The 23,257-nt window shown below is 72.9% G+C and carries 26 protein-coding genes and 1 tRNA gene; 15 read left to right on the top strand and 12 right to left on the bottom strand.

Annotated features, from left to right (window positions below; all coding sequences use genetic code 11):
* Positions 1-37 precede the first annotated feature (37 nt).
* The 3 genes from V5D56_RS07550 to V5D56_RS07540 form a co-directional block, all read right to left on the bottom strand.
* Complete coding sequence (locus V5D56_RS07550) at positions 38-1,045, bottom strand: inorganic phosphate transporter (RefSeq protein WP_435738426.1); 1,008 nt, start codon at positions 1,043-1,045, stop codon at positions 38-40.
* A gap of 5 nt (positions 1,046-1,050) precedes the next feature.
* On the bottom strand, positions 1,051-1,671 hold the full coding sequence (locus tag V5D56_RS07545) for a DUF47 domain-containing protein (RefSeq protein ID WP_435738425.1): 621 nt from the start codon (positions 1,669-1,671) through the stop codon (positions 1,051-1,053).
* 566 nt (positions 1,672-2,237) lie between these two features.
* On the bottom strand, positions 2,238-2,837 hold the full coding sequence (locus V5D56_RS07540; protein WP_435738975.1) for a hypothetical protein: 600 nt from the start codon (positions 2,835-2,837) through the stop codon (positions 2,238-2,240).
* 274 nt (positions 2,838-3,111) lie between these two features.
* On the opposite strand from V5D56_RS07540, the gene V5D56_RS07535 reads away from it, so the two are divergent.
* From V5D56_RS07535 to V5D56_RS07515, 5 genes are all read left to right on the top strand, one after another.
* Positions 3,112-4,563 (top strand): sugar porter family MFS transporter, encoded by a 1,452-nt coding sequence (locus V5D56_RS07535; protein ID WP_435738424.1) that lies wholly within the window; start codon positions 3,112-3,114, stop codon positions 4,561-4,563.
* A 153-nt stretch (positions 4,564-4,716) separates the two neighbouring features.
* A complete protein-coding gene (locus V5D56_RS07530) occupies positions 4,717-5,271 on the top strand; it encodes a MarR family winged helix-turn-helix transcriptional regulator (RefSeq protein ID WP_435738423.1) in 555 nt (184 codons plus the stop codon).
* The gene (locus V5D56_RS07525) at positions 5,268-6,986 is read left to right on the top strand and encodes an MDR family MFS transporter (RefSeq protein ID WP_435738422.1); all 1,719 of its coding nucleotides are present in this window, start codon (positions 5,268-5,270) and stop codon (positions 6,984-6,986) included. Before V5D56_RS07530 ends, V5D56_RS07525 begins: the two co-directional genes overlap by 4 nt.
* Before the next feature lie 151 nt (positions 6,987-7,137).
* Positions 7,138-7,626: a MarR family winged helix-turn-helix transcriptional regulator gene (locus tag V5D56_RS07520; protein ID WP_435738421.1), complete on the top strand. Its 489-nt coding sequence runs from the start codon at positions 7,138-7,140 to the stop codon at positions 7,624-7,626.
* Positions 7,623-8,060, top strand: a complete 438-nt coding sequence (locus V5D56_RS07515; RefSeq protein WP_435738420.1) for a DUF2809 domain-containing protein — start codon at positions 7,623-7,625, stop codon at positions 8,058-8,060. The genes V5D56_RS07520 and V5D56_RS07515 overlap by 4 nt, the downstream gene beginning before the upstream one ends.
* Here the strand turns inward: V5D56_RS07515 and msrB are convergent.
* Positions 8,032-8,460, bottom strand: a complete 429-nt coding sequence (gene msrB, locus V5D56_RS07510) for a peptide-methionine (R)-S-oxide reductase MsrB (RefSeq protein WP_435738419.1) — start codon at positions 8,458-8,460, stop codon at positions 8,032-8,034. The two genes, V5D56_RS07515 and msrB, sit on opposite strands and share 29 nt — an antisense overlap.
* 88 nt (positions 8,461-8,548) lie before the next feature.
* Between msrB and V5D56_RS07505 the strand changes: the two genes are divergently transcribed.
* Together V5D56_RS07505 and V5D56_RS07500 are read left to right on the top strand one after the other, a co-directional pair.
* Positions 8,549-9,049 (top strand): hypothetical protein, encoded by a 501-nt coding sequence (locus V5D56_RS07505; RefSeq protein ID WP_435738418.1) that lies wholly within the window; start codon positions 8,549-8,551, stop codon positions 9,047-9,049.
* Positions 9,050-9,204: 155 nt separating this feature from the next.
* Complete coding sequence (locus V5D56_RS07500; RefSeq protein ID WP_435738417.1) at positions 9,205-11,571, top strand: arylsulfatase; 2,367 nt, start codon at positions 9,205-9,207, stop codon at positions 11,569-11,571.
* A 112-nt stretch (positions 11,572-11,683) separates the two neighbouring features.
* On the opposite strand, the gene V5D56_RS07495 is transcribed toward V5D56_RS07500, so the two are convergent.
* Complete coding sequence (locus V5D56_RS07495) at positions 11,684-13,207, bottom strand: DEAD/DEAH box helicase (protein ID WP_435738416.1); 1,524 nt, start codon at positions 13,205-13,207, stop codon at positions 11,684-11,686.
* Positions 13,208-13,606: 399 nt separating this feature from the next.
* Here V5D56_RS07495 and V5D56_RS07490 point away from each other — a divergent pair, with 399 nt between their 5' ends.
* On the top strand, positions 13,607-14,287 hold the full coding sequence (locus V5D56_RS07490) for a M50 family metallopeptidase (protein ID WP_435738974.1): 681 nt from the start codon (positions 13,607-13,609) through the stop codon (positions 14,285-14,287).
* Complete coding sequence (locus V5D56_RS07485; protein ID WP_435738415.1) at positions 14,284-14,691, top strand: hypothetical protein; 408 nt, start codon at positions 14,284-14,286, stop codon at positions 14,689-14,691. The genes V5D56_RS07490 and V5D56_RS07485 overlap by 4 nt, the downstream gene beginning before the upstream one ends.
* Before the next feature lie 132 nt (positions 14,692-14,823).
* Here the strand turns inward: V5D56_RS07485 and V5D56_RS07480 are convergent, their stop codons facing one another.
* Positions 14,824-15,105, bottom strand: a complete 282-nt coding sequence (locus V5D56_RS07480; protein ID WP_435738414.1) for a HesB/IscA family protein — start codon at positions 15,103-15,105, stop codon at positions 14,824-14,826.
* Between the two features lie 356 nt (positions 15,106-15,461).
* Here V5D56_RS07480 and V5D56_RS07475 point away from each other — a divergent pair, with 356 nt between their 5' ends.
* From V5D56_RS07475 to V5D56_RS07460, 4 genes are all read left to right on the top strand, one after another.
* A complete protein-coding gene (locus tag V5D56_RS07475; protein ID WP_435738413.1) occupies positions 15,462-16,340 on the top strand; it encodes a lysostaphin resistance A-like protein in 879 nt (292 codons plus the stop codon).
* Positions 16,341-16,349: 9 nt separating this feature from the next.
* Entirely contained in the window at positions 16,350-17,594 is a 1,245-nt protein-coding gene (locus V5D56_RS07470) for a sensor histidine kinase (RefSeq protein ID WP_435738412.1), read from the top strand.
* Complete coding sequence (locus V5D56_RS07465) at positions 17,591-18,301, top strand: response regulator (RefSeq protein WP_435738411.1); 711 nt, start codon at positions 17,591-17,593, stop codon at positions 18,299-18,301. Before V5D56_RS07470 ends, V5D56_RS07465 begins: the two co-directional genes overlap by 4 nt.
* A 172-nt stretch (positions 18,302-18,473) precedes the next feature.
* Positions 18,474-18,546 (top strand) — tRNA-Lys (locus V5D56_RS07460).
* Positions 18,547-18,596: 50 nt separating this feature from the next.
* Here V5D56_RS07460 and V5D56_RS07455 read toward each other — a convergent pair.
* The 4 genes from V5D56_RS07455 to V5D56_RS07440 all read right to left on the bottom strand — a co-directional run bounded on the left by V5D56_RS07455 (position 18,597) and on the right by V5D56_RS07440 (position 19,963).
* Positions 18,597-18,800: a hypothetical protein gene (locus tag V5D56_RS07455; protein ID WP_435738410.1), complete on the bottom strand. Its 204-nt coding sequence runs from the start codon at positions 18,798-18,800 to the stop codon at positions 18,597-18,599.
* Positions 18,797-19,177 carry an STAS domain-containing protein gene (locus V5D56_RS07450; protein ID WP_435738409.1) on the bottom strand — a complete coding sequence of 127 codons (381 nt, stop codon included), beginning with the start codon at positions 19,175-19,177 and terminating at the stop codon, positions 18,797-18,799. The genes V5D56_RS07455 and V5D56_RS07450 overlap by 4 nt, the downstream gene beginning before the upstream one ends.
* A 73-nt stretch (positions 19,178-19,250) precedes the next feature.
* Positions 19,251-19,664, bottom strand: coding sequence for a type II toxin-antitoxin system VapC family toxin (locus V5D56_RS07445; protein WP_435738408.1), 414 nt, complete (start codon positions 19,662-19,664; stop codon positions 19,251-19,253).
* A 74-nt stretch (positions 19,665-19,738) separates the two neighbouring features.
* Positions 19,739-19,963 (bottom strand): three-helix bundle dimerization domain-containing protein, encoded by a 225-nt coding sequence (locus tag V5D56_RS07440; protein WP_435738407.1) that lies wholly within the window; start codon positions 19,961-19,963, stop codon positions 19,739-19,741.
* Between the two features lie 117 nt (positions 19,964-20,080).
* Here V5D56_RS07440 and rlmC point away from each other — a divergent pair, with 117 nt between their 5' ends.
* Entirely contained in the window at positions 20,081-21,211 is a 1,131-nt protein-coding gene (rlmC, locus tag V5D56_RS07435; RefSeq protein ID WP_435738406.1) for a 23S rRNA (uracil(747)-C(5))-methyltransferase RlmC, read from the top strand.
* An 87-nt stretch (positions 21,212-21,298) separates the two neighbouring features.
* Here rlmC and V5D56_RS07430 read toward each other — a convergent pair whose 3' ends face one another.
* Entirely contained in the window at positions 21,299-21,925 is a 627-nt protein-coding gene (locus tag V5D56_RS07430) for a DinB family protein (protein WP_435738405.1), read from the bottom strand.
* Between the two features lie 48 nt (positions 21,926-21,973).
* Between V5D56_RS07430 and V5D56_RS07425 the strand changes: the two genes are divergently transcribed.
* The gene (locus V5D56_RS07425) at positions 21,974-22,594 is read left to right on the top strand and encodes a pyridoxamine 5'-phosphate oxidase family protein (protein WP_435738404.1); all 621 of its coding nucleotides are present in this window, start codon (positions 21,974-21,976) and stop codon (positions 22,592-22,594) included.
* Between the two features lie 18 nt (positions 22,595-22,612).
* Here V5D56_RS07425 and V5D56_RS07420 read toward each other — a convergent pair whose 3' ends face one another.
* Entirely contained in the window at positions 22,613-23,251 is a 639-nt protein-coding gene (locus tag V5D56_RS07420) for an ASCH domain-containing protein (protein WP_435738403.1), read from the bottom strand.
* Between the last annotated feature and the right edge of the window lie 6 nt (positions 23,252-23,257).

Here is a 23,257-nt window from a genome sequence, read left to right as displayed (position 1 = left end):
GCCACAGGCCGCCCGAGCGATCGCTCACCCCGGCACGTCACACGAGGAGCGGGCTGAGGATCCAGTACACGAGGGCCGCGACGAGCGCGGCCATGGGGATGGTCAGCACCCACGCGACGCCGATGTTCTTCGCGACGCCCCAGCGGACGGCCGAGAGCCGCTTCGTCGCGCCGACGCCCATGATCGCGGACGTGATCGTGTGCGTCGTGGAGACCGGCGCGTGGAAGATGAACGCGTTGGCGTAGAGCACCAGGGACGCCACGGACTCGGCGACGAAGCCGCGTGCCGGGTCGAGCTCGATGATCTTGCGGCCCAGCGTGCGCATGATGCGCCAGCCGCCCGCGTAGGTGCCGAGGGAGATCGCCGTCGCGGCCGACAGCTTGACCCACAGCGGGATGGTGTTGTCGTCCTGGAACCCTCCGGCGACGAGCGCGAGCACGATGACGCCCATCGTCTTCTGGGCGTCCTGGAGGCCGTGGCCGAGAGCCATCGCCGCGGCCGAGGCGGTCTGCGCGATGCGGAAGCGGCGGAACGCCTTCGCGGGCGCCGCGTTCCGGAAGAGCCACAGCACGCCCACCATGAGCACGAACGCGAGGCCGAACCCGATGAGCGGAGAGAAGATCATCGGCAGCACGACCTTGTCGAGGATCGCGTCCCAGTGCACCGTGATGCCCGACGCGAGCCCGACGCCCGCGAGCCCGCCGATGATGGCGTGCGTCGAGGACGACGGCAGCCCGAGCCACCACGTGATGAGGTTCCACGTGATCGCGCCCACGAGCCCGCACAGCACGATGACGAGTCCCTGGTGGGGCGGGACGTCGTTCACCGCCACGATGTCCTCGGCGATGGTCTGCGCCACGGCCGTGCCGAGCAGCGCCCCGATGAGGTTGAAGACCGCCGCCATGATGAGCGCGGCGCGCGGGGTCAGCGCCCGCGTGGAGACCGACGTCGCGATCGCGTTCGCCGCGTCGTGGAAGCCGTTCGTGTAGTCGAACGCCAAGGCGAACGCGACGACAACGACGACGAGGATGACCTCGCTGCCCACCGTGCTCAGGACTCCTTGAGCGCGATGGTCTCGACGGTGTTCGCGACCTTCTCGAACGCGTCCGCCGCCTCCTCGAGGATCTCGACGATCTCCTTGAGCTTCATGAGGAGGATCGGGTCCGCGACGTCGTCGAACAGCTCGGCGAGCAGCTTGCGGTGCAGCTTGTCGGCCTGGTTCTCCAGGCGGTTGACCTCGACCCAGTACTCGGCGAGGTCGCTCATGGACCGCAGCCGCGGCATGGCCTCCGCGGTGAGCTCCGACGCGCGCTGCAGCACCTGCACCTGCTCGGACACCCGCGCCGGCAGCTCCTCGACCTTGTACAGGACGATGAGGTCGGCGGCCTCCTCCATGTAGTCCATGCAGTCGTCGAGCGCGGACGCGAGCGCGTAGATGTCGTCCCGGTCGAACGGGGTGACGAACGTCTGGTTGAGGCGCCGCATGATCGAGTGCGTCGCGTCGTCCGCGAGGTGCTCGGTCTCGCTCAGCTGCTTCGCGAGCACCTTGCGGGTGGGCCGGTCGGCACCGAGCAGCTCGGCGAGGAGCGTGGAACCGGTGACGAGGTGCTGCGCCAGTGCGGCGAGGAGATCGAAGAACGAGGTGTCGCGCGGGGTCAGGCGCAGGCGCACGGGAGGCTCCGGAGGTGGGGCGGGGTCTGGTTCAGCGCTGTGCCGGAACGCTCGCGTGTCCCTGTCGACGAGGCGCTGTCGGTACGGCGGAGAGGAGTGTCGAGGACTGCTGGGCGGTGTGGCACGGGTGAGGCGTGGGTGTGGTGCGGGTGAACACGGGTCGAACTCTCGTCAAATGTAGCCGACCGGGAGCCGTGCTCCCGCACTCGTGCCCGCGCGCACGCCACGAGGTGCCGCACGGCCTCTCCGGGCCGGGCCGCAGGTCCCGCGCCCGTGGAGCGTCGGGGAGAGATGCCGACGCCGCCCGCCTCGTCGCGGGCCGCTCGGCCACGGAGCGACGCCGGACCGGGAGCGCCTCTCGGCGCGTGGCCGCTCGAAGCGGCTGAGTGTGGAGCCCGGGGCTACCGCGGTCCGGCGTCGTCGTCCATCGTACGTGCCGGTCCCCGGCACGGGAACCCGGGCGGTGGCGTGTTCGCGCACCGCGAGACTCCCCCGCTCACCGTGCGAGCCGACCGCTGCCGTGCAGGTGCGCGGCCGTGCGGGCGCGCGGCCGTGCGGGCGCGCGGTCAGTCCAGCCGGTCCGCGCGCCAGAGCGTCGCCGCGTGCTCCAGCTCCTCGGCGGTCCGCTGGAGCGACGACGCGCCGCGGGTCGTCCGCAGCGCGCCGTCCGGGTCGGCGACCTCCCGGGCGTCGGCGTCGAACGCCGCCCCGGTCGCGAGGATGCGGCAGAACGACGCTGCACGCTCCAGCGCGACGGCGAGGTCCCCGGCGAAGACGCCCGAGAGGACCGCGTCGGCGAGCTCGAGGAGGTCCTGCGGCTCGGGCGGGCGGGGGACGCCGGCGATCGCCTCGTGCACCGGGGCGACGTCGACGCCCAGTCGGTAGCGCAGCGTCACGGTCTGCGGGTCCCGGCGCACCCACTCGCGCAGCACGTAGAGCCGCCACAGCGCACCAGGCAAGGAGTTGGGCGGCGCGTCCGCCCAGAGTGCCGCGACGACGTCGAGGCCCTCGGTCTCGACGAGGTGGACGAGCCGGCCGACGACCTCGGGGTCCTCGGCGTCGCGGGCCTGATGGACGATGGCGTGCGCGGTGGTGTGCGCGACCTCCTCGCGGAGCGCGGGGTCCAGCTCGCCGGGCAGCTCGTCGGCGTCGCGCGGGTCGAGCATCGCGGGGCGCCGCGGGCGCACGGTGCGGTCCGAGCGGCCGGGATCGGGGGCGTCGTCCGGCACGGCGGAAGGCGGCACGCGAGGACGCTCGGGCGGCAGGTCTGGGACGTCGGGCACCGAACCAGTCTGCACCGGACCGCCGTCGGGCACGTGCCGCGGCGGTGTCGCCCAGGCCACTCGCGAGCCGGGCCGCTTCGGCGCGCCGGGTCGAACAGGCCGCCCTACAGTGACAAAAGGGGTCCCGGCCGGACCCGTGAGCGACCGGAGGGATCCCATGTCCAGCAGCGACACCGCAGGTCACCCGACCGTCACCGCGAAGAGCGCGCACCGCAAGGCCATCGGCCTCGCGTTCGCCGCCGCCGTCGGTGGCTTCCTCTTCGGGTTCGACAGCTCGGTCATCAACGGCGCGGTGGCCGCGATCGAGGGCCAGTTCGACCTCGACGCCGCGGTCACCGGCCTGGTGGTCGCGATCGCGCTCCTCGGGTGCGCGCTCGGCGCGTGGTCCGGCGGCAAGCTGGCCGACCGGTGGGGGCGCACGCGCGTCATGGTGGTCGGCGCGGTCCTCTTCTTCGCCTCCTCGATCCTGTCCGCGATCGCGTGGTCGGCGCTCGACCTGGCGCTCTGGCGGTTCATGGCGGGCGTCGGGATCGGCATCGCGTCGGTCATCGCCCCGGCGTACATCGCCGAGATCGCCCCGGCGAAGCTCCGCGGCCGCCTCGGGTCGCTGCAGCAGCTCGCGATCACGGTCGGCATCTTTGCGGCGTTGCTGTCCGACCAGCTCCTCGCGGAGACTGCCGGCGGCGCCGCCAACGAGCTGTGGCTGGGCTGGGAGGCCTGGCGCTGGATGTTCCTCGTGTGCGTGGTCCCCGCGGCGGTGTACGGCATCCTCGCGCTGCGCATCCCGGAGTCGCCCCGCTACCTCGTGGCGAAGGGTCGCGACGCGGAGGCGAGGGACGTGCTCGAGTCGGTGCTCGGCCCGGACGAGGACGTCGACGACCGCATCGCCCAGATCCACCGCTCGATCGCCGTGGACGAGAAGAACGCCCAGGAGGGCTCGCTCAAGGGCTCGGCCTTCGGGCTCAAGCCGATCGTGTGGGTCGGCATCCTGCTCTCGGTCTTCCAGCAGTTCGTCGGGATCAACGTGATCTTCTACTACTCGACGACGCTGTGGCAGGCCGTCGGCTTCGACGAGAGCCAGTCGTTCCTCGTCTCGACGATCACGTCGATCACGAACGTCGCCGTGACGTTCATCGCGATCGCCCTCGTGGACAAGGTCGGGCGCCGTCCCATCCTGCTCATCGGCTCGGCCGGCATGACCGTCTCGCTCGGCATCATGGCGCTCGCCTTCACGCAGGCGAGCGGGAGCGGCGACAACATCTCGCTGCCGGACCCGTGGGGCCCCATCGCGCTCGTCGCCGCGAACGCCTTCGTCGTCTTCTTCGGCGCGTCGTGGGGGCCGCTCGTCTGGGTCCTGCTCGGCGAGATGTTCCCCAACCGGATCCGCGCCGCGGCGCTGGGCGTCGCCGCGATGGCCCAGTGGCTCGCGAACTTCGCGATCACGCTCTCGTTCCCCCCGATGCTCGACGCGTTCGGCGCGACCATCCCGTACCTCATGTACGCGATCTTCGCGGCGCTGTCGTTCGTCTTCGTGCTCTCCAAGGTCCCGGAGACGAAGGGCATGGAGCTCGAGGACATGGGCAACGAGGCGGCCGTGCGGCACGGCTGACCCGCTCCCCGGCAGACCCGACGAGCCCGGGGTCGCGCGGCACCTGTGCCCGCGGCCCCGGGCTCGGCACGTCCGGGAACAACCGGACGGCACCGATGGTTGCTGCAAGCAACTGCATGGCGTATGCTTGCCTGCAGCAACCAAGGAGTCACCGTGCCCGTCACCCCCACCCTCGCGCCCGACGACGCGCCCCCCGCCGCTCCCGACCGCACCCCGACCTCGGGGCTGGTCCGCGCGCTCGACGACCTCGCGCGCGTCCAGCGGGAGAGCGCCGTGCGCATCGCCCGCGAGCTCGACATCCCCCGCGCGTCGCTCGGCGTGCTGCGCATGCTCGACCGCTGCGGCCCCGTCCAGCTCGGCGACGTCGCGGCCAGGCTGCGCGTCGACCTGTCGGTCGCGAGCCGTCAGGTGAGCCACCTCGTCGACGGCGGCCTCGTGCTGCGCTCGGTCGACGACGACGACCGGCGGGCACGGACCATCGCGCTCACCGACACCGGGCGCGACGTCGTCCGCCGGTCGTTCGCCGTGATCGACGTGATGAGCGCCGAGACCTTCGCCGACTGGTCGCCCGACGAGATCGTCGCCGCGACCGACCAGATCGAACGCGTGACCGAGGCCGTCGCGGCGGCTCACGCCGCCTCCGGCCACGCCACGCCCACCCCGACCTCCCCCGCACCGTCAGCACCCCCGAGGAGCCACTCCGCATGACCAGCACCTCCACCAGCCAGGAGACGCCACCCGCGTCCGCCGGGCAGACCACGATGACCCGCCGCGAGGTCATGGAGTCCCTCTCCGGGATCCTCCTCGGCATGTTCGTCGCGATCCTCGCCAGCTCCATCGTGTCGAGCTCGCTGCCCAAGATCGTCAGCGACCTGGACGGGTCGCAGTCGTCCTACACCTGGGTCGTCACGTCGACCCTGCTCGCCATGTGCATCTCGACCCCGATCTGGGGCAAGCTCGCCGACCTCACGAACCGCAAGGTCCTCATCCAGGTCGCCCTCGTGGTCGCGGTCGTGTCCTCGGCGCTGGCCGGGCTGTCGCAGAACGTCGAGACCCTCATCGCGCTGCGCGCGTTCCAGGGCATCGGCGCCGGTGGCCTCATGGCGCTCGCGACCGTGCTCATCACCGACATCATCTCCCCGCGCGAGCGCGGCAAGTTCATGGGCCTCATGGGCGGCATCATGGCCGTCAGCCAGATCGGCGGCCCGCTCCTGGGCGGCGTGCTCACGGACACCGTGAGCTGGCGCCTGAACTTCTTCGTCGGACTCCCGTTCGCGATCGCCGCGATCGTCGTGCTGCAGCGCACGCTGCACCTGCCGACGATGGCGCGCAAGGTCGTGCGCATCGACTACTGGGGCGCGATCCTCATCAGCGTCGGCGTCGCCACGCTCCTGCTCTGGGTCACGTTCGCCGGCCAGAACTTCGAGTGGCTCTCGTGGCAGACCTTCGTCATGGTCGGCGGGGCGCTGGCCGCGCTCGTCGCCGCCGTGCTGGTCGAGCGCGTCACGCCCGAACCCATCATCCCGCTGCACCTGTTCAAGAACCGCACCTTCGTCCTCGCGGTCGTCGCGTCGGTCGCCGTCGGTGTCGCGATGTTCGGCACGGCCGTCTTCCTCAGCCAGTACATGCAGGTCGCGCGCGGCAAGACGCCGACCGAGTCGGGTCTGCTGACGATCCCCATGATCATCGGCACGTTCGTCGCGTCGACGCTGTTCGGTCAGCTCATCACCCGGACCGGCCGGTACAAGACGATCATGGTGTCCGGCGCGGCGCTGCTCGCCGTGTCCCTGCTCGCCCTGTCGACGATCGACTACCACACGAGCTTCGTCCTGGTCAGCCTGTACCTGTTCCTGCTCGGGACGTCCATGGGCATGCTCATGCAGAACCTCGTGCTCGCGGTGCAGAACACGCTCGCCGTCGAGGAGATGGGTGCCGGGTCGTCCACCGTCGCGTTCTTCCGCACGCTCGGCGGCGCGATCGGCGTGTCCGTGCTCGGCGCGGTCCTCGCGAACACGGTGACGTCGTCGATCCGGTCCGGTCTCACGTCGATGGGCGTCCCGGCCGACTCGATGGGCGGCAGCAGCGCCGTGCCCGACGTCGCGACCCTGCCGGCCCCGGTCCGCGACCTCGTCGAGAAGTCGTACGGCGACGGGATCGCCGAGATCTTCCTCGTCGCGGTGCCGCTCGCGCTCGTCGCGCTGATCGCGGTCGCCTTCCTCAAGGAGGTGCCTCTCGGCACCAAGACGGGTCTGCAGGAGCGTCTCGAGCGCGAGGCGGCGGCGTCCGCCGGAGCCGACGAGGCGCCCGTGGACGCGACGCCCGGTCGCGTGACCCTGGCCGAGGAGGCGGAGTCGACGCTCGTCGACGCGTGGGCCCCCGGCAGCGTGGTCGACGACGAGGCCGCGGCCCGACCGTCCCGCTGACCCAGCGAGCGCTGAGTGCATGAGATATGCGGTCTCGAAACGATTCGGGGCCGCATATCTCATGCACTCAGCGTGCTGGTCGGGTGTCCAGCGGGGTGAGGTTTCCCGAACGATCGTGACCTTTCCTCCCCGTTGCCGCCATGATGGGCCTGTGTCCGCCGAGAAGCCCGTCCCCAGCGCCCCGACCTCCGAGCCCGACGTCGCGTACGTCGACCTCGAGCGCGAGCTGCGCATCCTGCTGCGCCGCGCCGGTGCGGCGGCCGCTGCCATGGCGCGCCGGATCCACCCCGGGCTGGAGGCGAGCGCCTACCCGCTCCTGGCGCACATCGCGGACCGGCCCGGCATCCGCGGCTCCGACCTCGCGGCCCACTTCGGCGTCGGGCGGGCGACCATCTCCCGCCAGCTCAGCCGCATGCACTCGCTCGGCCTCGTCGCCCGCGAGGTCGACCCCGACGACTCGCGCGGCCAGCTCATCACGCTCACCACCGACGGTGCGGCACGCCTCCAGGCCGCCCACCGCGGGCGGGTGCAGTCCATCACCGAGGCGCTCGCCGGGTGGGAGCGCGACGACGTCGCGACCCTCGCCGGGCTCCTGCACCGCTACTCCGAGGACGTCGTGCGCTGGAACGCCACGCGGTGACGACGTCTCGGCGGCGCCTCGCGCTGCTGGCCGCGCTCGCCGTCGCGGTGCTGGCCGGCCTCGTCGTGGCGACCCGCGTGCCGGACCCGTGGGGCGACGTCGGCGGCGACGTGCTCTACGCGGTGGCGACGTACCTGCTCGTGGCGCTCGTCCTCGCGCGCTCCCGGCCTGTCGTGGTGGGCGCGCTCGCGCTCGCGTGGTGCTGGGCGGTCGAGGCGTTGCAGGCCACCGGCCTCGCGGCGGCGGTGAACGACGAGGTCCCGCCCGCGGCGTGGCTGCTGGGCAGCACGTTCGCGGTGCGGGACCTGGCCTGCTACGCGGTCGGCGTCGTCCTCGCGCTGGGGGGCGACGTCCTGGTCAGGTCGCTCGCCGCGCGCCGGACGAGCCGGGGCGCGACGGCGGCCGTCACGCCGTCGGCTCGAACGTCAGGCTGACGGAGTTCATGCAGAAGCGGTCGCCCGTCGGGGTCTGCGGCGCGTCGTCGAAGACGTGCCCCAGGTGCGAGCCGCACCGGGCGCAGCGCACCTCGGTGCGCACCATCCCGAGGCTGCTGTCCGTGAGCAGCTCGACGCGGTCGCCGGCCAGCGGGCTGAAGAAGCTCGGCCACCCGCAGTGCGAGTCGAACTTCGTGTCCGAGCGGAACAGCTCGTTGCCGCACGCGCGACAGCTGTAGACGCCGACGCGCTTCTCGTCGAGCAGCTCGCCGGTCCACGCGCGCTCGGTGCCCGCGTGGCGCAGGACGGCGTACTCCTGCGGCGTCAGCTCCTCGCGCCACTGCGCGTCGGTCTTCGTCACCTCGTAGGTGCCGGTGTTCTCGTGGGTCTTGTCGGTCATGATCCACCTCCGACCATCCCAACCGCCGGGAGGCGTGCAGTGTTCCTGGCCCATGGCGCCCGGGCGCGCCACCGGCGAGGATGAGCCCATGGCCGACATGCCGAAGAGCTGGCGCCGCCACGTCCACGCCCGGGCGGCGCCCGACCTGCTGTACGGCGCGGTCGTCACGGGGTCCGTGCTCGCGGTGAACAGCGTCCACACCGTCGACGGCGACAGGGTCGCGATCGCCGCCTCGGTGGTCGCGGTCATCTACTGGCTCACCCACGTCTACGTGGACGCGATCGGTGGCCGGTTCTCGGACCCGGACCACTCGTCGGGCCATCGGCTCAACGAGGCGCTGCGGACCAACACCGGCGTCCTCGTCGGCAGCATCCCCCCGATCGTCGTCTTCGTGGTCGGGCGGTTCGCGGGCCTCGACGCCGAGACCGCGTCCTTCGTCGCCCTGTGGTTCACCGTGGTGCTGCTCGCCGGAGCCGGCTGGTACGCCGCGTCCAGAGCGGGCGTCCGCGGCTGGCCGCTGGTCGGGGAGACGTGCGTCGCGGCGGGCTTCGGCGTCGTCGTGATCCTGCTCAAGTACCTGCTGCACTGACGCGCCCACCTTCGGCCGCGGGCGGCGCGGCTCCTCGCGCCGCCCGACTACCGGTCGCACTCCCTCTCCGCGCGTGATACAGATCACACTGGCAGGCGCCAGCAGGGCGTCCGCAGCGGCGTGGCGCTCGCGCCCGCCCTGCCCGAGGAGGCACCATGCGTCCCGACCAGCACCTCCGCTCGATGCTCCCGATCCCCGACCGCACGCCTCCCGGCCTGACGACGTACGACGCGCGGGACCCCGACACCGCGTTCCCGCCGATCGAGCCGCTGCTGCCGCCCGAGGGGGCGCCGAACGTCGTCGTGATCCTGCTCGACGACGTCGGGTTCGGCGCGTCGAGCGCGTTCGGCGGTCCGTGCCGTACCCCGACGGCCGAGCGGCTCGCCGCGGGCGGTCTGCGCTTCAACCGGTTCCACACGACGGCGCTGTGCGCCCCGACCCGTCAGGCGCTCCTCACGGGCCGGAACCACCACTCGGTCGGCATGGGCAGCATCACGGAGACCGCGACGTCGGCCCCGGGGAACAGCTCCCTGCGTCCCAACACGAAGGCGCCCCTCGCCCTCACGCTGCGGCTCAACGGCTACTCGACGGCGCAGTTCGGCAAGTGCCACGAGGTCCCCGTGTGGCAGTCGTCCCCGATGGGCCCGTTCGACGCCTGGCCGTCGGGTGGCGGCGGTTTCGAGACCTTCTACGGCTTCATCGGCGGCGAGAACAACCAGTGGGACCCTGCGCTGTACGACGGCACCACCCCTGTCGAGCCGCCCGCCACACCCGAGGAGGGCTATCACCTCACCGAGGACCTCGTGGACCACGCCTCGGCGTGGGTGCGCCAGCAGAAGGCCCTCATGCCGGAGAAGCCCTTCTTCGTCTACCTCGCGCCGGGCGCGACGCACGCACCGCACCACGTGCCGGCCGAGTGGATCGAGAAGTACCGCGGCGCGTTCGACGACGGCTGGGACGTGCAGCGCGAGCGGATCTTCGCGCGGCAGCAGGAGCTCGGGGTCGTGCCCGAGGGCACGGAGCTCACCGCACGCCACGACGAGATCCCCGCGTGGGACGACATGCCCGACGATCTCAAGCCCGTCCTGGCCCGCCAGATGGAGGTCTACGCGGCGTTCCTCGAGCACACCGACCATCACGTCGGCCGGTTCGTCGACACGCTCGAGGAGCTCGGTGTGCTCGAGGACACGCTCGTGTACTACGTCATCGGCGACAACGGCGCGTCCGCCGAGGGCACCGTGAACGGCGCGTTCAACGAGATGGCGAACTTCAACGGCATGGCCGCGCTCGAGACGCCCGAGTTCATGCGCTCGAAGATGGACGACTTTGGCTCACCGGCCTCGTACAACCACTACGCCGTCGGGTGGGCGTGGGCCATGAACTCGCCGCTGCAGTGGACCAAGCAGGTCGCGTCGCACTGGGGCGGCACGCGCAACGGGACGATCGTGCACTGGCCCCGGCGCATCGCGGAGCGGGGCGGGCTGCGCTCGCAGTTCACGCACGTGGTGGACGTCGCACCGACCGTCCTCGAGGCGGCCGGGATCCCCGAGCCCACGATGGTCAACGGGGTGCTGCAGTCCCCGATGGAGGGCACGTCGATGCTGTACGCGTTCGAGGACGCGGACAGCCCGGAGCGGCACGACCTCCAGTACTTCGAGATGTTCGGCAACCGCGGGATCTACCACAAGGGCTGGAGCGCGGTCACGAAGCACCGCACCCCGTGGGTCATGGTCGGCGGGGTCGTCCCCGCGTTCGACGACGACACCTGGGAGCTGTACGACGGGTCGACGGACTTCAGCCAGGCACGCGACCTCGCCGCGGAGCACCCGGACAAGCTCGCGAGCCTCCAGCGGCTGTGGCTCATCGAGGCGACGAAGTACAACGTGCTCCCGCTGGACGACCGCACCGCCGAGCGCCTGGAGGCGTCGATGGCCGGCCGGCCGACGCTCCTGCGCGGGACGCGGCAGGTGTTCTACCCCGGCATGGGGCGCCTGTCGGAGAACAGCGTGCTGAGCGTCAAGAACAGGTCGTTCTCGGTCACCGCGCAGGTCGACGTCCGGGACGCGCCGGCGCAGGGCGTGCTCCTCGCACAGGGCGGCCGGTTCGGCGGGTGGAGCCTGTACGTCCACGAGGGCCGGCTCACGTTCCTCTACAACGTGCTCGGCATCCACCACTTCGCCGTCCGGGCGGACGTCCCGCTGCCCACGGGCAGCCACCAGGTGCGCGCGGAGCTCGCGTACGACGGCGGCGGGCTCGGCAAGGGCGGCGACGTCACCCTGTTCCACGACGGCGAGCCCGTCGGCACCGGTCGCGTCGACGCGACCCAGCCGATGGTCTTCTCCGCGGACGAGACCACGGACGTCGGCTACGAGTCGGGCACGTGCGTCTCGCCCGACTACACCGCGCGGACGAGCCGGTTCACCGGGCGGCTGCACTGGGTCCAGCTCGACGTGGGCGGCGACACCCACGACCACCTCGTCGACCCCGAGACGGTGCTCCGGATCGCGATGGCGCGGCAGTAGCGGCGACCGTCCGGCGGGAGCGCTGCCGGACGCGGGGACGACAGCGGGCCGAGGACGGTTCTCCCGTCCTCGGCCCGCCGTCGGTGCTGCGAGAAGCTGAGCCGTGCAGCGCTCAGCGCGCCGACGACGTCGAGTAGACGGTCCCGCCCGCGGGGCGCTGCGCGCGGCCGCGGCCGCCGCGGCGGGCGGAGCCGCCCTGCCCTGCCGACTGCTGGCCGCCCTGCTGACCGCCGCGGGACTGCCCACCGCGCGACGAGCCGCCCGCCGAGGAGCCACCGGCGGGGCGGCCGGAGCCGCCCGAACGCTGCGCCGTCTGGCGCTGGCCACCCTGGCCGCCGGCCGACTGGCCGCGCGGAGCGCCGCCCTGGCCCGAGCCCTGTCCGCGACGCGAGGCGCGCGAGCCGCCGTTGGTCGACGCGGTGCCACGACGCGCCTGCGTCTGCGGCGGCGTGATGTCGGCGGGGCGCACGTACTCCGCGACGTCGCCGACGAGGGCCTTGAGCGTCGCGTCGCCCGGGTCGACGGGCTTCGGCTGGGCCGTGATCTTCGCCTTGCGGGTCAGGTCGCGCACGTCGCCGCGCTGCTCCGGGAGCATGACCGTCACGACGACGCCCTCCGAGCCCGCGCGTGCCGTACGGCCCGAGCGGTGGAGGTACGCCTTGTGCTCGGCCGGCGGGTCGACGTGCACGACGAGCTCGACCTCGTCGACGTGGATGCCGCGCGCCGCGATGTCCGTGGCGACGAGCACCTTGACGGTGCCCGAGGAGAACGCCTCGAGGTTGCGCTCGCGCGCGCCCTGGCCGAGGTTGCCGTGCAGGTCCACCGCGGGGACGCCCGCGGCGGTGAGCTGCCGCGCGAGCTTCTTCGCCTGGTGCTTCGTCTTCATGAACAGGACGCGGCGACCGGTGCCCGACGCAAGCTCGTGCACGACCTGCTTCTTCGCCTCCGCGTCGCGCACCGCGAGGATGTGGTGCGTCATCTGCGGGGGCGCGGCCGCGGCGTCGTCCACGGAGTGGCGCACCGGGTTGCTGAGGTAGCGCTTGACGAGCTGGTCCACGCCGTTGTCGAGCGTCGCGGAGAACAGCATGCGCTGACCCTTCTTCGGGGTCTTGTCCATGATGCGCTTCACGCCGGGCAGGAACCCGAGGTCGGCCATGTGGTCCGCCTCGTCGAGCACGGTGATCTCGATGCCGTCGAGCGTGAGCACGCGCTGGTTGAGGAGGTCCTCGAGGCGGCCGGGGCACGCGATGACGATGTCCACGCCCTTGTCGAGCGCGGCGACCTGGCGCGACTGCGCGACGCCGCCGAAGATGGTCGTCGTCGTCAGGCCGAGGGCCTTCGCGACGGGCTCCATCGTGGCGTTGATCTGGTTGGCGAGCTCGCGCGTCGGGCACAGCACGAGCGCGCGGGGCCGGCGCGGGTGGCGCGACGTCTTGGCGTGGGCGAGCCGCGCGACGGTCGGGAGCGAGAACGCGAGCGTCTTGCCGGAGCCCGTGCGGCCGCGGCCGAGGACGTCGCGGCCCTTCATCGAGTCGGGCAGCGTGGCGGTCTGGATGGGGAACGGGGAGTCGATGCCCTGGCGCGAGAGCTCGCGCACGACGGTGGTGGGCAGGCCGAAGTCGGCAAAGGAAGTCACAGGAAGAAGGGCCTCTCGAGGCTGGGGTCGGGGTCCGCCGCACGCAATCCGGGGGGATCTCCACGACGCGGGGCGCGCGGTTCGCGCTGCCCTCGTCCGTCCAGTGTCTCATGCCCGACGCCGTGGGGCCGGAACCGTGTGCGGCGTCACGTCTGGAGGGGGCACCCGGCTCGCCGCCGAACACGGGTTATCCCACCGGATCTGCCGCGATCCGGTGGACGACCCCGTGCTCGGCCGTGGACGATCCCGTGCTCGGCACGCTGTGGTGGAATGGCGCGCGTGGACGTGCTGACGAAGGCCGTGACGGCCCTGACCACCCTGTCCGACGGCGGTGCCCCCTCGGGCGGCGACGTCGCCTCGTCGGTGGGGGACGTCGCCGGGCAGATCTGGGACGCCGCCGTGACCCCCGTCGCTCCCCCGGACCCTGCGGTGGTCACCGCGATGGGTGCCCTGGCGCTCGCCGTCGTGCTCGTGACCCCCGTGTGGCGCGTCGCGCGGCACGTGATCACCATCGCGCACGAGGGCGCGCACGCGCTCGCCGCCGTGCTGACGGGCCGGCGTCTCTCCGGCATCCGGCTGCACTCCGACACGTCCGGGCTGACCGTCTCGTCCGGCCGGCCGCGCGGGTTCGGCATGGTGCTCACCGCGTTCATGGGCTACGTCGGGCCGGGCCTCATCGGCCTCGGCGCGGCCGGGCTCCTGCGCCAGGGGTACGCCGTCGGGCTGCTGTGGCTGCTCGTGCTGCTCCTCGCGCTCCTGCTGCTGCAGATCCGCAACTGGTTCGGCCTGTGGTCGGTGCTCGTGAGCGGTGCCGCGCTCGTGGCGGTCTCGTGGTGGGCGACGCCGCCGGTGCAGAGCGCGGTCGCCTACGCCGTCACGTGGTTCCTCCTGCTCGGGTCGGTTCGGCCCGTGCTCGAGCTCCAGGCCGAGCGGTCGCGCGGACGGGCAGCGAGCTCCGACGCCGACATCCTCGCCCGGCTCACCCACGTGCCGGGCCTGCTCTGGGTCGGGGTGTTCCTCGTCGTCACGGCGGGCGCGGCCGTCCTCGGCGGCTGGTGGATCGTCGGGCCGGCGGCATGACGCGCTCCGCCGGCACGTCCTCGGAGCGCGGCTCGCGACGGCGCCTCGCGAACCTGCTCCTGCCGGAGACGGACCGCCGGGACGTCGCGCCGGCCTCGTCCGGTCTCCGTCGCCTTCGAGAGACCTGGGGGCGGCGACGCGCGGAGATCTGGCTCGGCACCCGGTTCGAGGTCAGGTCCGAGCACCTGTGGTTCGGCGTCTCGCGCGCGGACCGGGCGCTGCTGCGCGGCGTGCCGGGCGAGATGATGCTCGCGCTGCACGACGTGACGGCGGTCGAGACGGAGCCGGGGGTCGTGACCGGGATCGTCGCGGTGCACCACGAGCGCGGCGTCCTGCGGTTCCGGTGCTGGCGCGCCGACCGCGTGGCTGCGGAGGTCGCGGCCGCTGCCCGCGCGACCCGGTAGGTACCCCGCGCGACCCGGGCGTGCACCACCGGGCACGACGACGGGCCGCCCGCTCGATGCGGACGGCCCGTCGACGTTCGAGGACGCGCCTGGAGGAGGAGGACGACGCGTCGCCGAGGACTGCGTACGGCGTCAGCCCTGAGGGGTCAGGACGAACGACGGACCCTGAGCGTTCGGGTCGGTGTCGAGCGTGAGGTTCGAGAGCGTCTGCACGGTGGTGTTCTCCACGAACACCTTCGCCTCGCCGTCCTCGACGACGGTGTCGTCGGGCTGCGGGGCGGGCACGAGCGCGAGCTCGAAGCTGCCGGCCTGGTCCGCGGACTCGGCGATCCGCAGACCGCCTCCCTCGGGGACACCGGCCTGCGTGGTGAGGTCCTGGACAGCGGTACGGGCGTTGTCGGTCAGGGTAAGCACGAGAGCTCCTCTCGTCGCCGGGCGGGGGCCACGGGACACGTCCGTGCGACTCACACCTGGGGGGTGTGACCTGCCGTCGGTGCACCCTCCCGCGGGCCCCTCGGTCTCCTCCAACCAAGCAAGATCCGGCGGGGTACGCAACCGCCACGCCGGGATCTCACGAAAGTTCTCACGCAGCAAGACTGGCCAGGACGTCCCCTGCACGGGCGCGTACGGTACGCGCGCTCGCGCGCTGCCGGGGTCCCCCGGAAGAGCTACCCCGGTTGCTGACCGGCGGGTGATTCGCCCGTGCCGTGGCCCTCCTAGCGTTGCTGGTGGTCGCCGATCCGGGCGGCCACGCACCGACGGAGGCCCGCATGAGCACGACGACCGCGACACCCCGACCGGACGCCCTGGGCGCCCTGGACCCCGCACCAGGCGGCCCGATGGCCCGCTTCCTCCGCCATCCCCTGGCCTGGATGCTGCTCGGGATGGTCGCCGTCGGCGCGGTCGCGGGCCTGACCGCGCAGCGCGAGCCGCTCACCGTCTTCCCCGTGCTCGGAGCGGTGCTCGCGGTCGTCGTCTACCGGGTGGTCATGCGGTTCGTCGCACGACGCCGGACTCCCGAGATCGCCGCCCGCCGCGCCGTGCCCGAGGCGCTGCTGGGCGCCGCGATCGGGCTGGGCTTCGTGGCGGTGTCCGCGTCCGTCGTCGCCGCCCTCGGCGGCTACACGTTCCGCACCGCCGACGTCGACCTCGTCGCCGTGGTGGTGCCGGTGCTCACCGTCATGCTCGGCGTCGCGGTCACCGAGGAGCTCATGTTCCGCGGCTTCGCGCTCCAGGCCCTCGAGCGTGTCCTCGGCAGCTGGGTCGCGCTGCCGGTCACCGCCGTGTTCTTCGGGGTGGCGCACCTGCTCAACCCGGGCGCCACACCCTGGACCGCGCTGGCGATCGCGATCGAGGCCGGCGGCATGCTCGGCGCCGCGTTCCTCTGGCGTCGCAACCTCTGGTTCGTCATCGGTCTCCACCTCGCCTGGAACACCACCGTCGCGCTGCTCGGCCTCCCGGTCTCGGGCCACGCGGAACCGGGGCTGCTGGTCGCCGAGGTCTCGGGTCCCGCCCTGCTCACGGGCGGCGACTTCGGCATCGAGGGCTCGCTGGTGACCGTGACGGTCGGGGTGCTGCTCGCCGTCCCGATGCTCGTCGCCGCCCGACGCCGCGGGACGCTGGTCCCGTCGCGCCGCCGCCGCCCGTAGGCTCGGGCGGTGCCCGTCACCTCCGCCGTCGACCGGGCGCAGCGTCCTCTCCGGACGCGCGCCCGGCGGCTCGCGCACCGTCCGGGCGTCCGGGACGGTCTGCTGGCGGCGCTCCTCACGGTGCTCGGCGTCGTCCCGACGCTGTCGACCATCGGGGTCGAGCTCGGCGACCTGCCCGAGCGACCCCTGGACGCGCTGGGCGTGACGCTCCTCCTCGCGCAGTGCGTGCCCGTCGCGTTCCGCCGCCGGTGGCCGGGGGCCTGCCTGCTGGTCGTCGGCACGGCGCTCGCCGCGGACCAGGCGCTGTCGTACCCGCCGACGTTCGCGAGCGTCGGCCTCTACGTCGCGCTCTACGCCGCCGGGGCGTACCAGACGCGGTTCCGCCACGTCACCGCCGCCCTGACGACGGTGGGCTACGCCGCCCTGACGGCCACGCTCGTCGGTCTCGGTTCGCCGAACGACCTCCCGGCCTTCCTCGCGTTCTACCTCGTCCTGGTGGTGATCTGGATGGCCGGCACGGGGGTGCGCCGCTGGCGGGCGGAGGAGGTCGAACGCCGGCGCCTGGCCGCCGCGGTGGCGACGTCGGACGAGCGGGCCCGGATCGCGAGGGAGCTGCACGACGTGGTGACGCACCACGTGACGGCGATGGTGGTGCAGGCGGACGCCGCGCAGTACCTCCTGCCCGCGACGCCGGACCGTGCGACCGACGGGCTCGTCGCGATCAGCGAGACCGGACGACGCGCCCTGACCGAGCTCCGGTACCTGCTGGGCGTCCTCGAGGCGACCGGCGAGCCGGAACCCACGGGACGGGTACCCGTCCTCGGCCGTGTGGACGACCTCGTCGAGCAGGCCCGCCGGTCGGGCCAGCCGGTGGAGTGGAGCGAGGAGGGCGGACCGCGCGCCCTGCCCGACGCCGTCGGGCTCGCCGCCTACCGGGTCGTCCAGGAGGGCCTCACCAACGCGCTCAAGCACGCCCCCGGGCGACCGACCACCGTTCGCGTGCGGCACGGCGCCGAGCACCTCGAGACCGAGGTGACCACCAGCGGCCCCGCTGCGTCGGTCGCCACGCCCGGCACGCCGTCGTCGGCCCGGTCCGCCGCCGTGGCGGTGTCGGCCCCCGGCGGGCGCGGCCTCTCCGGCCTCCTCGAACGTGTCCGCCTCCTCGACGGCGACCTGGAGACCGGGCCGACGCCCGACGGCGGGTTCCGCGTGCGGGCCCTGATCCCCACCACACCGACCAGGAGCAGCCCATGACCGTCCCGTCGACCGAGCGAACACCCCCGATCCGGGTCCTCGTGTGCGAGGACCAGGAGCTCGTGCGGGTCGGCTACGTCACGATCTTCTCCGCCCAGGCCGACATGGAGGTCGTCGGCGAGGCGCAGGACGGGCGCTCGGCCGTCGAGGCCGCGCGACGGCTGCGCCCCGACGTCGTGGTGATGGACATCCGGATGCCTGTGCTCGACGGCATCGAGGCGACGCGGCAGATCGCGGGACCGGACGCCGAGACGCCGGTCAAGGTGCTCATGGTGACCACGTTCAACGTCGACGAGTACGTCTACGAGGCGCTGCGCGCCGGGGCGAGCGGGTTCCTGCTCAAGGACGCTCCGCCCGCAGAGCTGGTCGACGGCATCCGGACGATCGCCCGGGGCGAGTCCCTGCTCGCCCCGACCGTCACCCGGACCCTCATCGGCCGCTACGCCGAGCGGGTGCGGCCGACCGGCACGTCCCACGCCGCGCGGGACGACGTCGTGCGCAGCCTGACCCCGCGCGAGCTCGAGGTGCTCGAGCAGCTCGCCGCCGGGCTGTCGAACGCGGAGATCGCGCGCGAGCTCGTCATCACGCCGGAGACGGTCAAGACGTACGTGTCCCGCATCCTGGCCAAGCTCGGCCTGCGCGACAGGGTGCAGGCCGTCGTGCTCGCCTACCGGGTGGGACTCGTCTCGGCGACGGACCAGGGGTGACCCCTGGGGCGTGAGCCGGGGGCGTGACGTACGCCGGGATGAGCCCTCGGCGGAACCCGCACGCCGCGGCCAGGCGGTACTGTCGGACGCGTCGACCGCAGCGGTCCCCGACCGCCCGCGCACGACACCGGTGGTGTGCCGGGGACTCCACGGACGGACCCGCTCATCGCCCGGGCCTCTAGCTCAACTGGCAGAGCTGCGGACTTTTAATCCGTAGGTTGTGGGTTCGAACCCCACGGGGCCCACGCGCCAGCACGGTCGGTTTGTCCACGGGCCGCCGTCGCGACCGGCGACGTCAGGAAGGGCCGGTCGCAGGGCCGTTCTCGCCCGTGCCGCCGTCGGGGCGTGCTGCACCCCGCACGGCCTCCGCGAACCAGCGGTCGAACTCGGCACCGATGTCGTCAGGGTGCATGCGCAGCGTCTCCGCGGGGCTCGTCGCCTCGCGGCCCGCGACGTAGAGCCGACGCACCATGTCCGTCGCCGGCGTCCAGGGCCTCACGCGCCCCGTCCTTCACCGCTGCACGGCGCGGGCACCGCGGCGTCGTCGCCGGTGGCGCGAGCGTCGGCGCTGTGGGGACCGCCGACGAGCTCGACCAGTCCGCGCGCACTGCTCATGTCCAGCAGGTCGAGCACCGGCTGCGGGGCGTCGACGAGACGCGGACGGCTCGCCGCCGTCACCTTCATGAGGATCAGGTGCAGTCCCGACGAGTCCATGAAGGTCACGCGTCGCAGGTCGATGGTCTTCGGGAACCCGTCGATCGTGGAGGCCAGCGCCCGCTTGACCCGGTGCGTCACCGAGAAGTCGATCTCGCCCCACATCACCCACCGCGACCCGCCGTCCTCGATCGCGACGTCGCCCACAACTTCCGCACTCACCGTGATCCGCGCTCCCTTTCGTCAGCGGCTCGACGGTACGCGCCCTGACGCGTGCTCGCTCAGCGGGCGCGGCTCACAGCGCTCTGGCGAGCGTCGACAGCTCCTCGAACGATGCGACGCGCACGAGACCCTCCGCCGCCCGCACGAGCCCGGCGTCCTCCGTGACGAGGGCGTCGGCCTGAAGCTTCGCGACGGCGACGTACTCGGCGGGCCCCGTGTCCTCCCAGCCGAGACGGTCCGCGACGGACCAGGCCGTCGCGCGCGAGACGCGGTCGCCGAGGAGGCGCATCCTGGTGGTCGTGACGCGGTCGAGGAGCTCGCGGCCCTCGTGCTCGCTCAGCTCGCCCGTGCGGACCGCGCGGTAGAGGCGCGACAGCACCTCCGACCGCAGCTGGTTGGGCGCCACGAGCTGGTGCTCGGCCGGCACGACCACCTTCTCGCGCGCCAGCCGGATCGCCACGGGCGCGTCGATCGCGTAGCGGGTCATGCCGTCATCGTGGCACCGCCCGGACGCGGCGTCGACGGTATGGCCCGCCCGGTCCGGGCTCCTCGGCGACGGGCTCAGGCCTCGGGCGGCACGATCGGCGTCGGCTCGAGCGACGCCCGCAACGTGTCCATGACCGCGTTCTCCACGAGCACGGGCACGAAGTCGCGCACGTGCGCGTCGTCGAACGCCTCGAGCTCGGCGTGCACCTGCGCGCGGACGTCGTCCGGGTCCACCCCGGGGAAGCGGTCCGCGATGCGCTGGACCACGACGTCGATCTCGCGGGTCTCGTCGGCTGTCATGGGGGCACGCTCGCACGCCGTGGTGACCGGGGGCCGAACCGACGGTGAACACCTGCCCCGCCGGCCGTCGCAGCGACCCGCCACGGGTCCGGGCGTCCCGCCCGTAGACTCGAACGAGTGCAGTGCCACCACTTCGACGCCTGGCGGTGCCGGTCGTGCACGCTCCTGGAGCAGCCGTACCCGGCGCAGCTCACGGGCAAGCAGCGACACTGCGCCGACCTCCTCGCCCCGCTCGCCCCCGGTCTGCGGTGGCTCGACCCGGTGACGTCGTTCGAGGCCGGCTTCCGCAACAAGGCCAAGATGGTCGTCACGGGGACCGTGGACGACCCGGTGCTCGGCATCCTCGACGAGGCCGGCGGCGTCGACCTCACCGACTGCCCGCTCTACCCCGCGGCTCTGCAGCACGCGTTCGGCCCGCTCGCCGAGCTCGTGACGCGCGCCCGGCTCGTGCCCTACGACGTCCGAGCCCGGCGCGGCGAGCTGAAGTACGTGCTCGTGACCCTCTCGCCGGACGGCGAGCTCATGGCCCGGTTCGTGCTGCGCTCCACCGAGTCGGTGCCCCGCCTGCGCAAGCACCTGCCCGCGCTGCTCGACGCACTGCCCCGGCTGCGCGTCGTCTCGGCGAACATCCACCCCGAGCACAAGGCGGTCGTCGAGGGCGAGACGGAGATCCTCCTCACCGACACCGAGACCTTGCGCATGACGGTGAACGGCATCGACCTGCACCTGCGCCCGCAGAGCTTCTTCCAGACGAACACCGACGTCGCCGCGGCCCTGTACCGCCAGGGCCGCGACTGGGTGGACGACGCCGCCCCCTCCACGGTCTGGGACCTCTACTGCGGCGTCGGCGGGTTCGCGCTGCACGTCGCGAGCGGGGACCGCGACGTCGTCGGTGTCGAGACGAGCGTCGAGGCGATCGCGAGCGCGCGGCTCTCGGCGCACGACGCCGGGCGGGACCGCACGACGTTCCGCGCCGGCGACGCGACGGCGTTCGCTCTCGCCCAGCCGCCAGCCGCCGCCCCTGACCTCGTCGTCGTGAACCCGCCGCGACGCGGCATCGGCGAGACGCTGAGCACGTGGCTCGAGGAGTCGGACGTGCGGCACGTCGTGTACTCGAGCTGCAACGCGACGTCGCTCGCGCGCGACCTCGCGCTCATGCCGTCGCTGCACGCGCGGGAGGCGCGCGTGCTCGACATGTTCCCGCACACCGCGCACTACGAGGTCGCGGTCCTCCTCGAACGCGCCTGAGACGGCGAACCCCGCCGAAATCGACCCGAGCGTCGCGAGATCGACCTTCCGTGGGTCGACCTCGCGGCGCTCAGGTCGATCTCGCGGTCAGTCGCCTGCCCGACGCGCTGCCTCCACCGCCGCGTCCTCGAGGCGCTGACGGTAGGCCGCCCACTTCGCGTCCGACTGGACGGGCACGTCTCCCCTGCCGTTGCCGACCGCGCCGTCGACGAGCTCGCGCACGATGTCCGCGTGGCCCGCGTGGTGCGCCATCTCGTCGAGCATGTGGACGAGGATCTGGTGGAGCGTCACGTGCCGCCGCGCCGGCGCCCACCACGGCACCTCGCCGCGCGCGTCGAGGTCGAGACCGGCGACCCACTCGTCGGAGATCTCGCAGGAGCGTCGGAACAGCTCCACGATCTCCTCGCGCGACTCGTCGGCCGTCGCCCACATGTCGGCGTTGACCTCCGCGCCGTCGTCGAACCACGGCATCGCGAGGTCGTGCGTGCCACCGAACGTCTCGCACAGGTAGCCGACCTGGACGCTCGCGACGTGCTTGAGCAGGCCGAGCAGGTTGGTGCCGGTGCGGGTCAGGGGGCGACGGACGTCGTACTCGCTCAACCCTTCAGCCTTGCTGAGCAGCGTGGCGCGCTCGCGCGCCAGATACCGCAGCAGCGTGTCCTTCGGATCTTCCGGCAACCGGTCCGCGTGCGGTGTCGTCCTCGATGCGCTCATCCCCCGGACGCTACTCCCGGCCACCCGCAGCGGTGCCAGACTCGGCCCATGGCGACCCTCCACGAGCAGATCACCGACCGTCTCGCAGCGTTCGTCCTGGCACAGCCGGTGTTCTTCGTCGGGACCGCCCCTCTCGCCGCAGAGGGGCACGTCAACGTCGCGCCCAAGGGCATGGCCGGGACGTTCGTGGTGCTGGGGCCGGACCGCGTCGCCTACCTCGACTACACGGGCTCGGGCGCGGAGACACCGGCTCACCTGCGGGAGAACGGCCGCATCGTGATCATGTTCTGCGCCTTCGACGGGCCGCCGAACATCGTGCGGTTCCACGGCACGGGGCGGTACGTCGAGGCCGGCACGGACGAGTTCGACGAGCTGCGCCCCCTCTTCGCCAAGGAGCAGACGGCGGGGCAGCGGGGCGTCGTCGTCGTGGACGTCACGCGCGTCTCCGACTCGTGCGGTTTCTCCGTGCCCCGCATGGAGCTCGTCGAGGACCGCGACCTGCTGGACCGCTGGGCCGCACGCAAGACGCCCGAGCAGCTCGACGACTACCGGGAGCTCAAGAACACGTCGAGCATCGACGGCCTCCCGGCGATCGGCGACGGGCGCGCCCACGAGCTGTCGGCGCCTCACCGACCCCAGGGCCTGCACGCTGCTGACAACGCCGGGTGACGACAACCTGTCAGCGGCTCACCGGTCCTGAGGCCGCCCTGTCGCTGACAGCCCGGACCGGCCCTCGTCGCCCGACGTCGCGTCGAGGTAGGCGCGCCCGCGCGGCGAGATGCGGTAGCCGACCTCGAGGCTCTCGGTGAGCCCGAGCTCCTTGAGCCGCCGCACGCGGACCTTGAAGTCGTCGCGCGGCATCCCGAGCCCGGCCGCGAGCTCGCGCGCCACGACGCCCGGGTTCGCTGCGACGAGCTCGAGGTACGCGCGCGTCCAGGGTTCGGCCGCGGCCCGGTCCTTGCGGGCGAGGCTCGCGCCGATCTGCTCGACGGCGGCCGCGTCGAGCTCGGCGTCGGCACGCAGCGCGACGCGCGGGTCCTCGCCCACGAACCGCAGCCCGACGCGATACAGGTCTCCCTCCCGGGCGCCGCCGCGGGCGAGCACACGCTCGGGCGAGGCCATCCCGGCGCGGCGCGCGTCGTCGTCGGACACGAGCGGAGCGCCGTCCGGTCCTGGCGGGACCCGCTCGACCGACGTCACCTCCACCACGCCGATGCGCGTCCGCTGCTGCGTCCCGACACGCACGCGCGGCACGGTCCAGCGACGGAACGCGAGCGTCACCGTCCCGTCCTGGATGCCCTGCAGCGTCCGCGCGTCGAGCAGCACGGGACC

The sequence above is a fragment of the Cellulosimicrobium sp. PMB13 genome (assembly GCF_051294865.1).
Lineage (GTDB): Bacteria > Actinomycetota > Actinomycetes > Actinomycetales > Cellulomonadaceae > Cellulosimicrobium.
This window is presented reverse-complemented; position numbering and strand designations above follow the sequence as displayed.

Coding starts and splice junctions, on each gene's coding strand:
- V5D56_RS07505 (WP_435738418.1), top strand. CDS start 8,549: ATGGCCGACATGCCGAAGAGCTGGCGCCGCCACGTCCACGCCCGGGCG.
- msrB (WP_435738419.1), bottom strand. CDS start 8,460: ATGACCGACAAGACCCACGAGAACACCGGCACCTACGAGGTGACGAAG.
- V5D56_RS07440 (WP_435738407.1), bottom strand. CDS start 19,963: ATGACAGCCGACGAGACCCGCGAGATCGACGTCGTGGTCCAGCGCATC.
- V5D56_RS07475 (WP_435738413.1), top strand. CDS start 15,462: ATGAGCACGACGACCGCGACACCCCGACCGGACGCCCTGGGCGCCCTG.
- V5D56_RS07485 (WP_435738415.1), top strand. CDS start 14,284: ATGACGCGCTCCGCCGGCACGTCCTCGGAGCGCGGCTCGCGACGGCGC.
- V5D56_RS07445 (WP_435738408.1), bottom strand. CDS start 19,664: ATGACCCGCTACGCGATCGACGCGCCCGTGGCGATCCGGCTGGCGCGC.
- V5D56_RS07430 (WP_435738405.1), bottom strand. CDS start 21,925: ATGAGCGCATCGAGGACGACACCGCACGCGGACCGGTTGCCGGAAGAT.
- V5D56_RS07535 (WP_435738424.1), top strand. CDS start 3,112: ATGTCCAGCAGCGACACCGCAGGTCACCCGACCGTCACCGCGAAGAGC.
- V5D56_RS07525 (WP_435738422.1), top strand. CDS start 5,268: ATGACCAGCACCTCCACCAGCCAGGAGACGCCACCCGCGTCCGCCGGG.
- V5D56_RS07425 (WP_435738404.1), top strand. CDS start 21,974: ATGGCGACCCTCCACGAGCAGATCACCGACCGTCTCGCAGCGTTCGTC.
- V5D56_RS07465 (WP_435738411.1), top strand. CDS start 17,591: ATGACCGTCCCGTCGACCGAGCGAACACCCCCGATCCGGGTCCTCGTG.
- V5D56_RS07540 (WP_435738975.1), bottom strand. CDS start 2,837: ATGCTCGACCCGCGCGACGCCGACGAGCTGCCCGGCGAGCTGGACCCC.
- V5D56_RS07500 (WP_435738417.1), top strand. CDS start 9,205: ATGCGTCCCGACCAGCACCTCCGCTCGATGCTCCCGATCCCCGACCGC.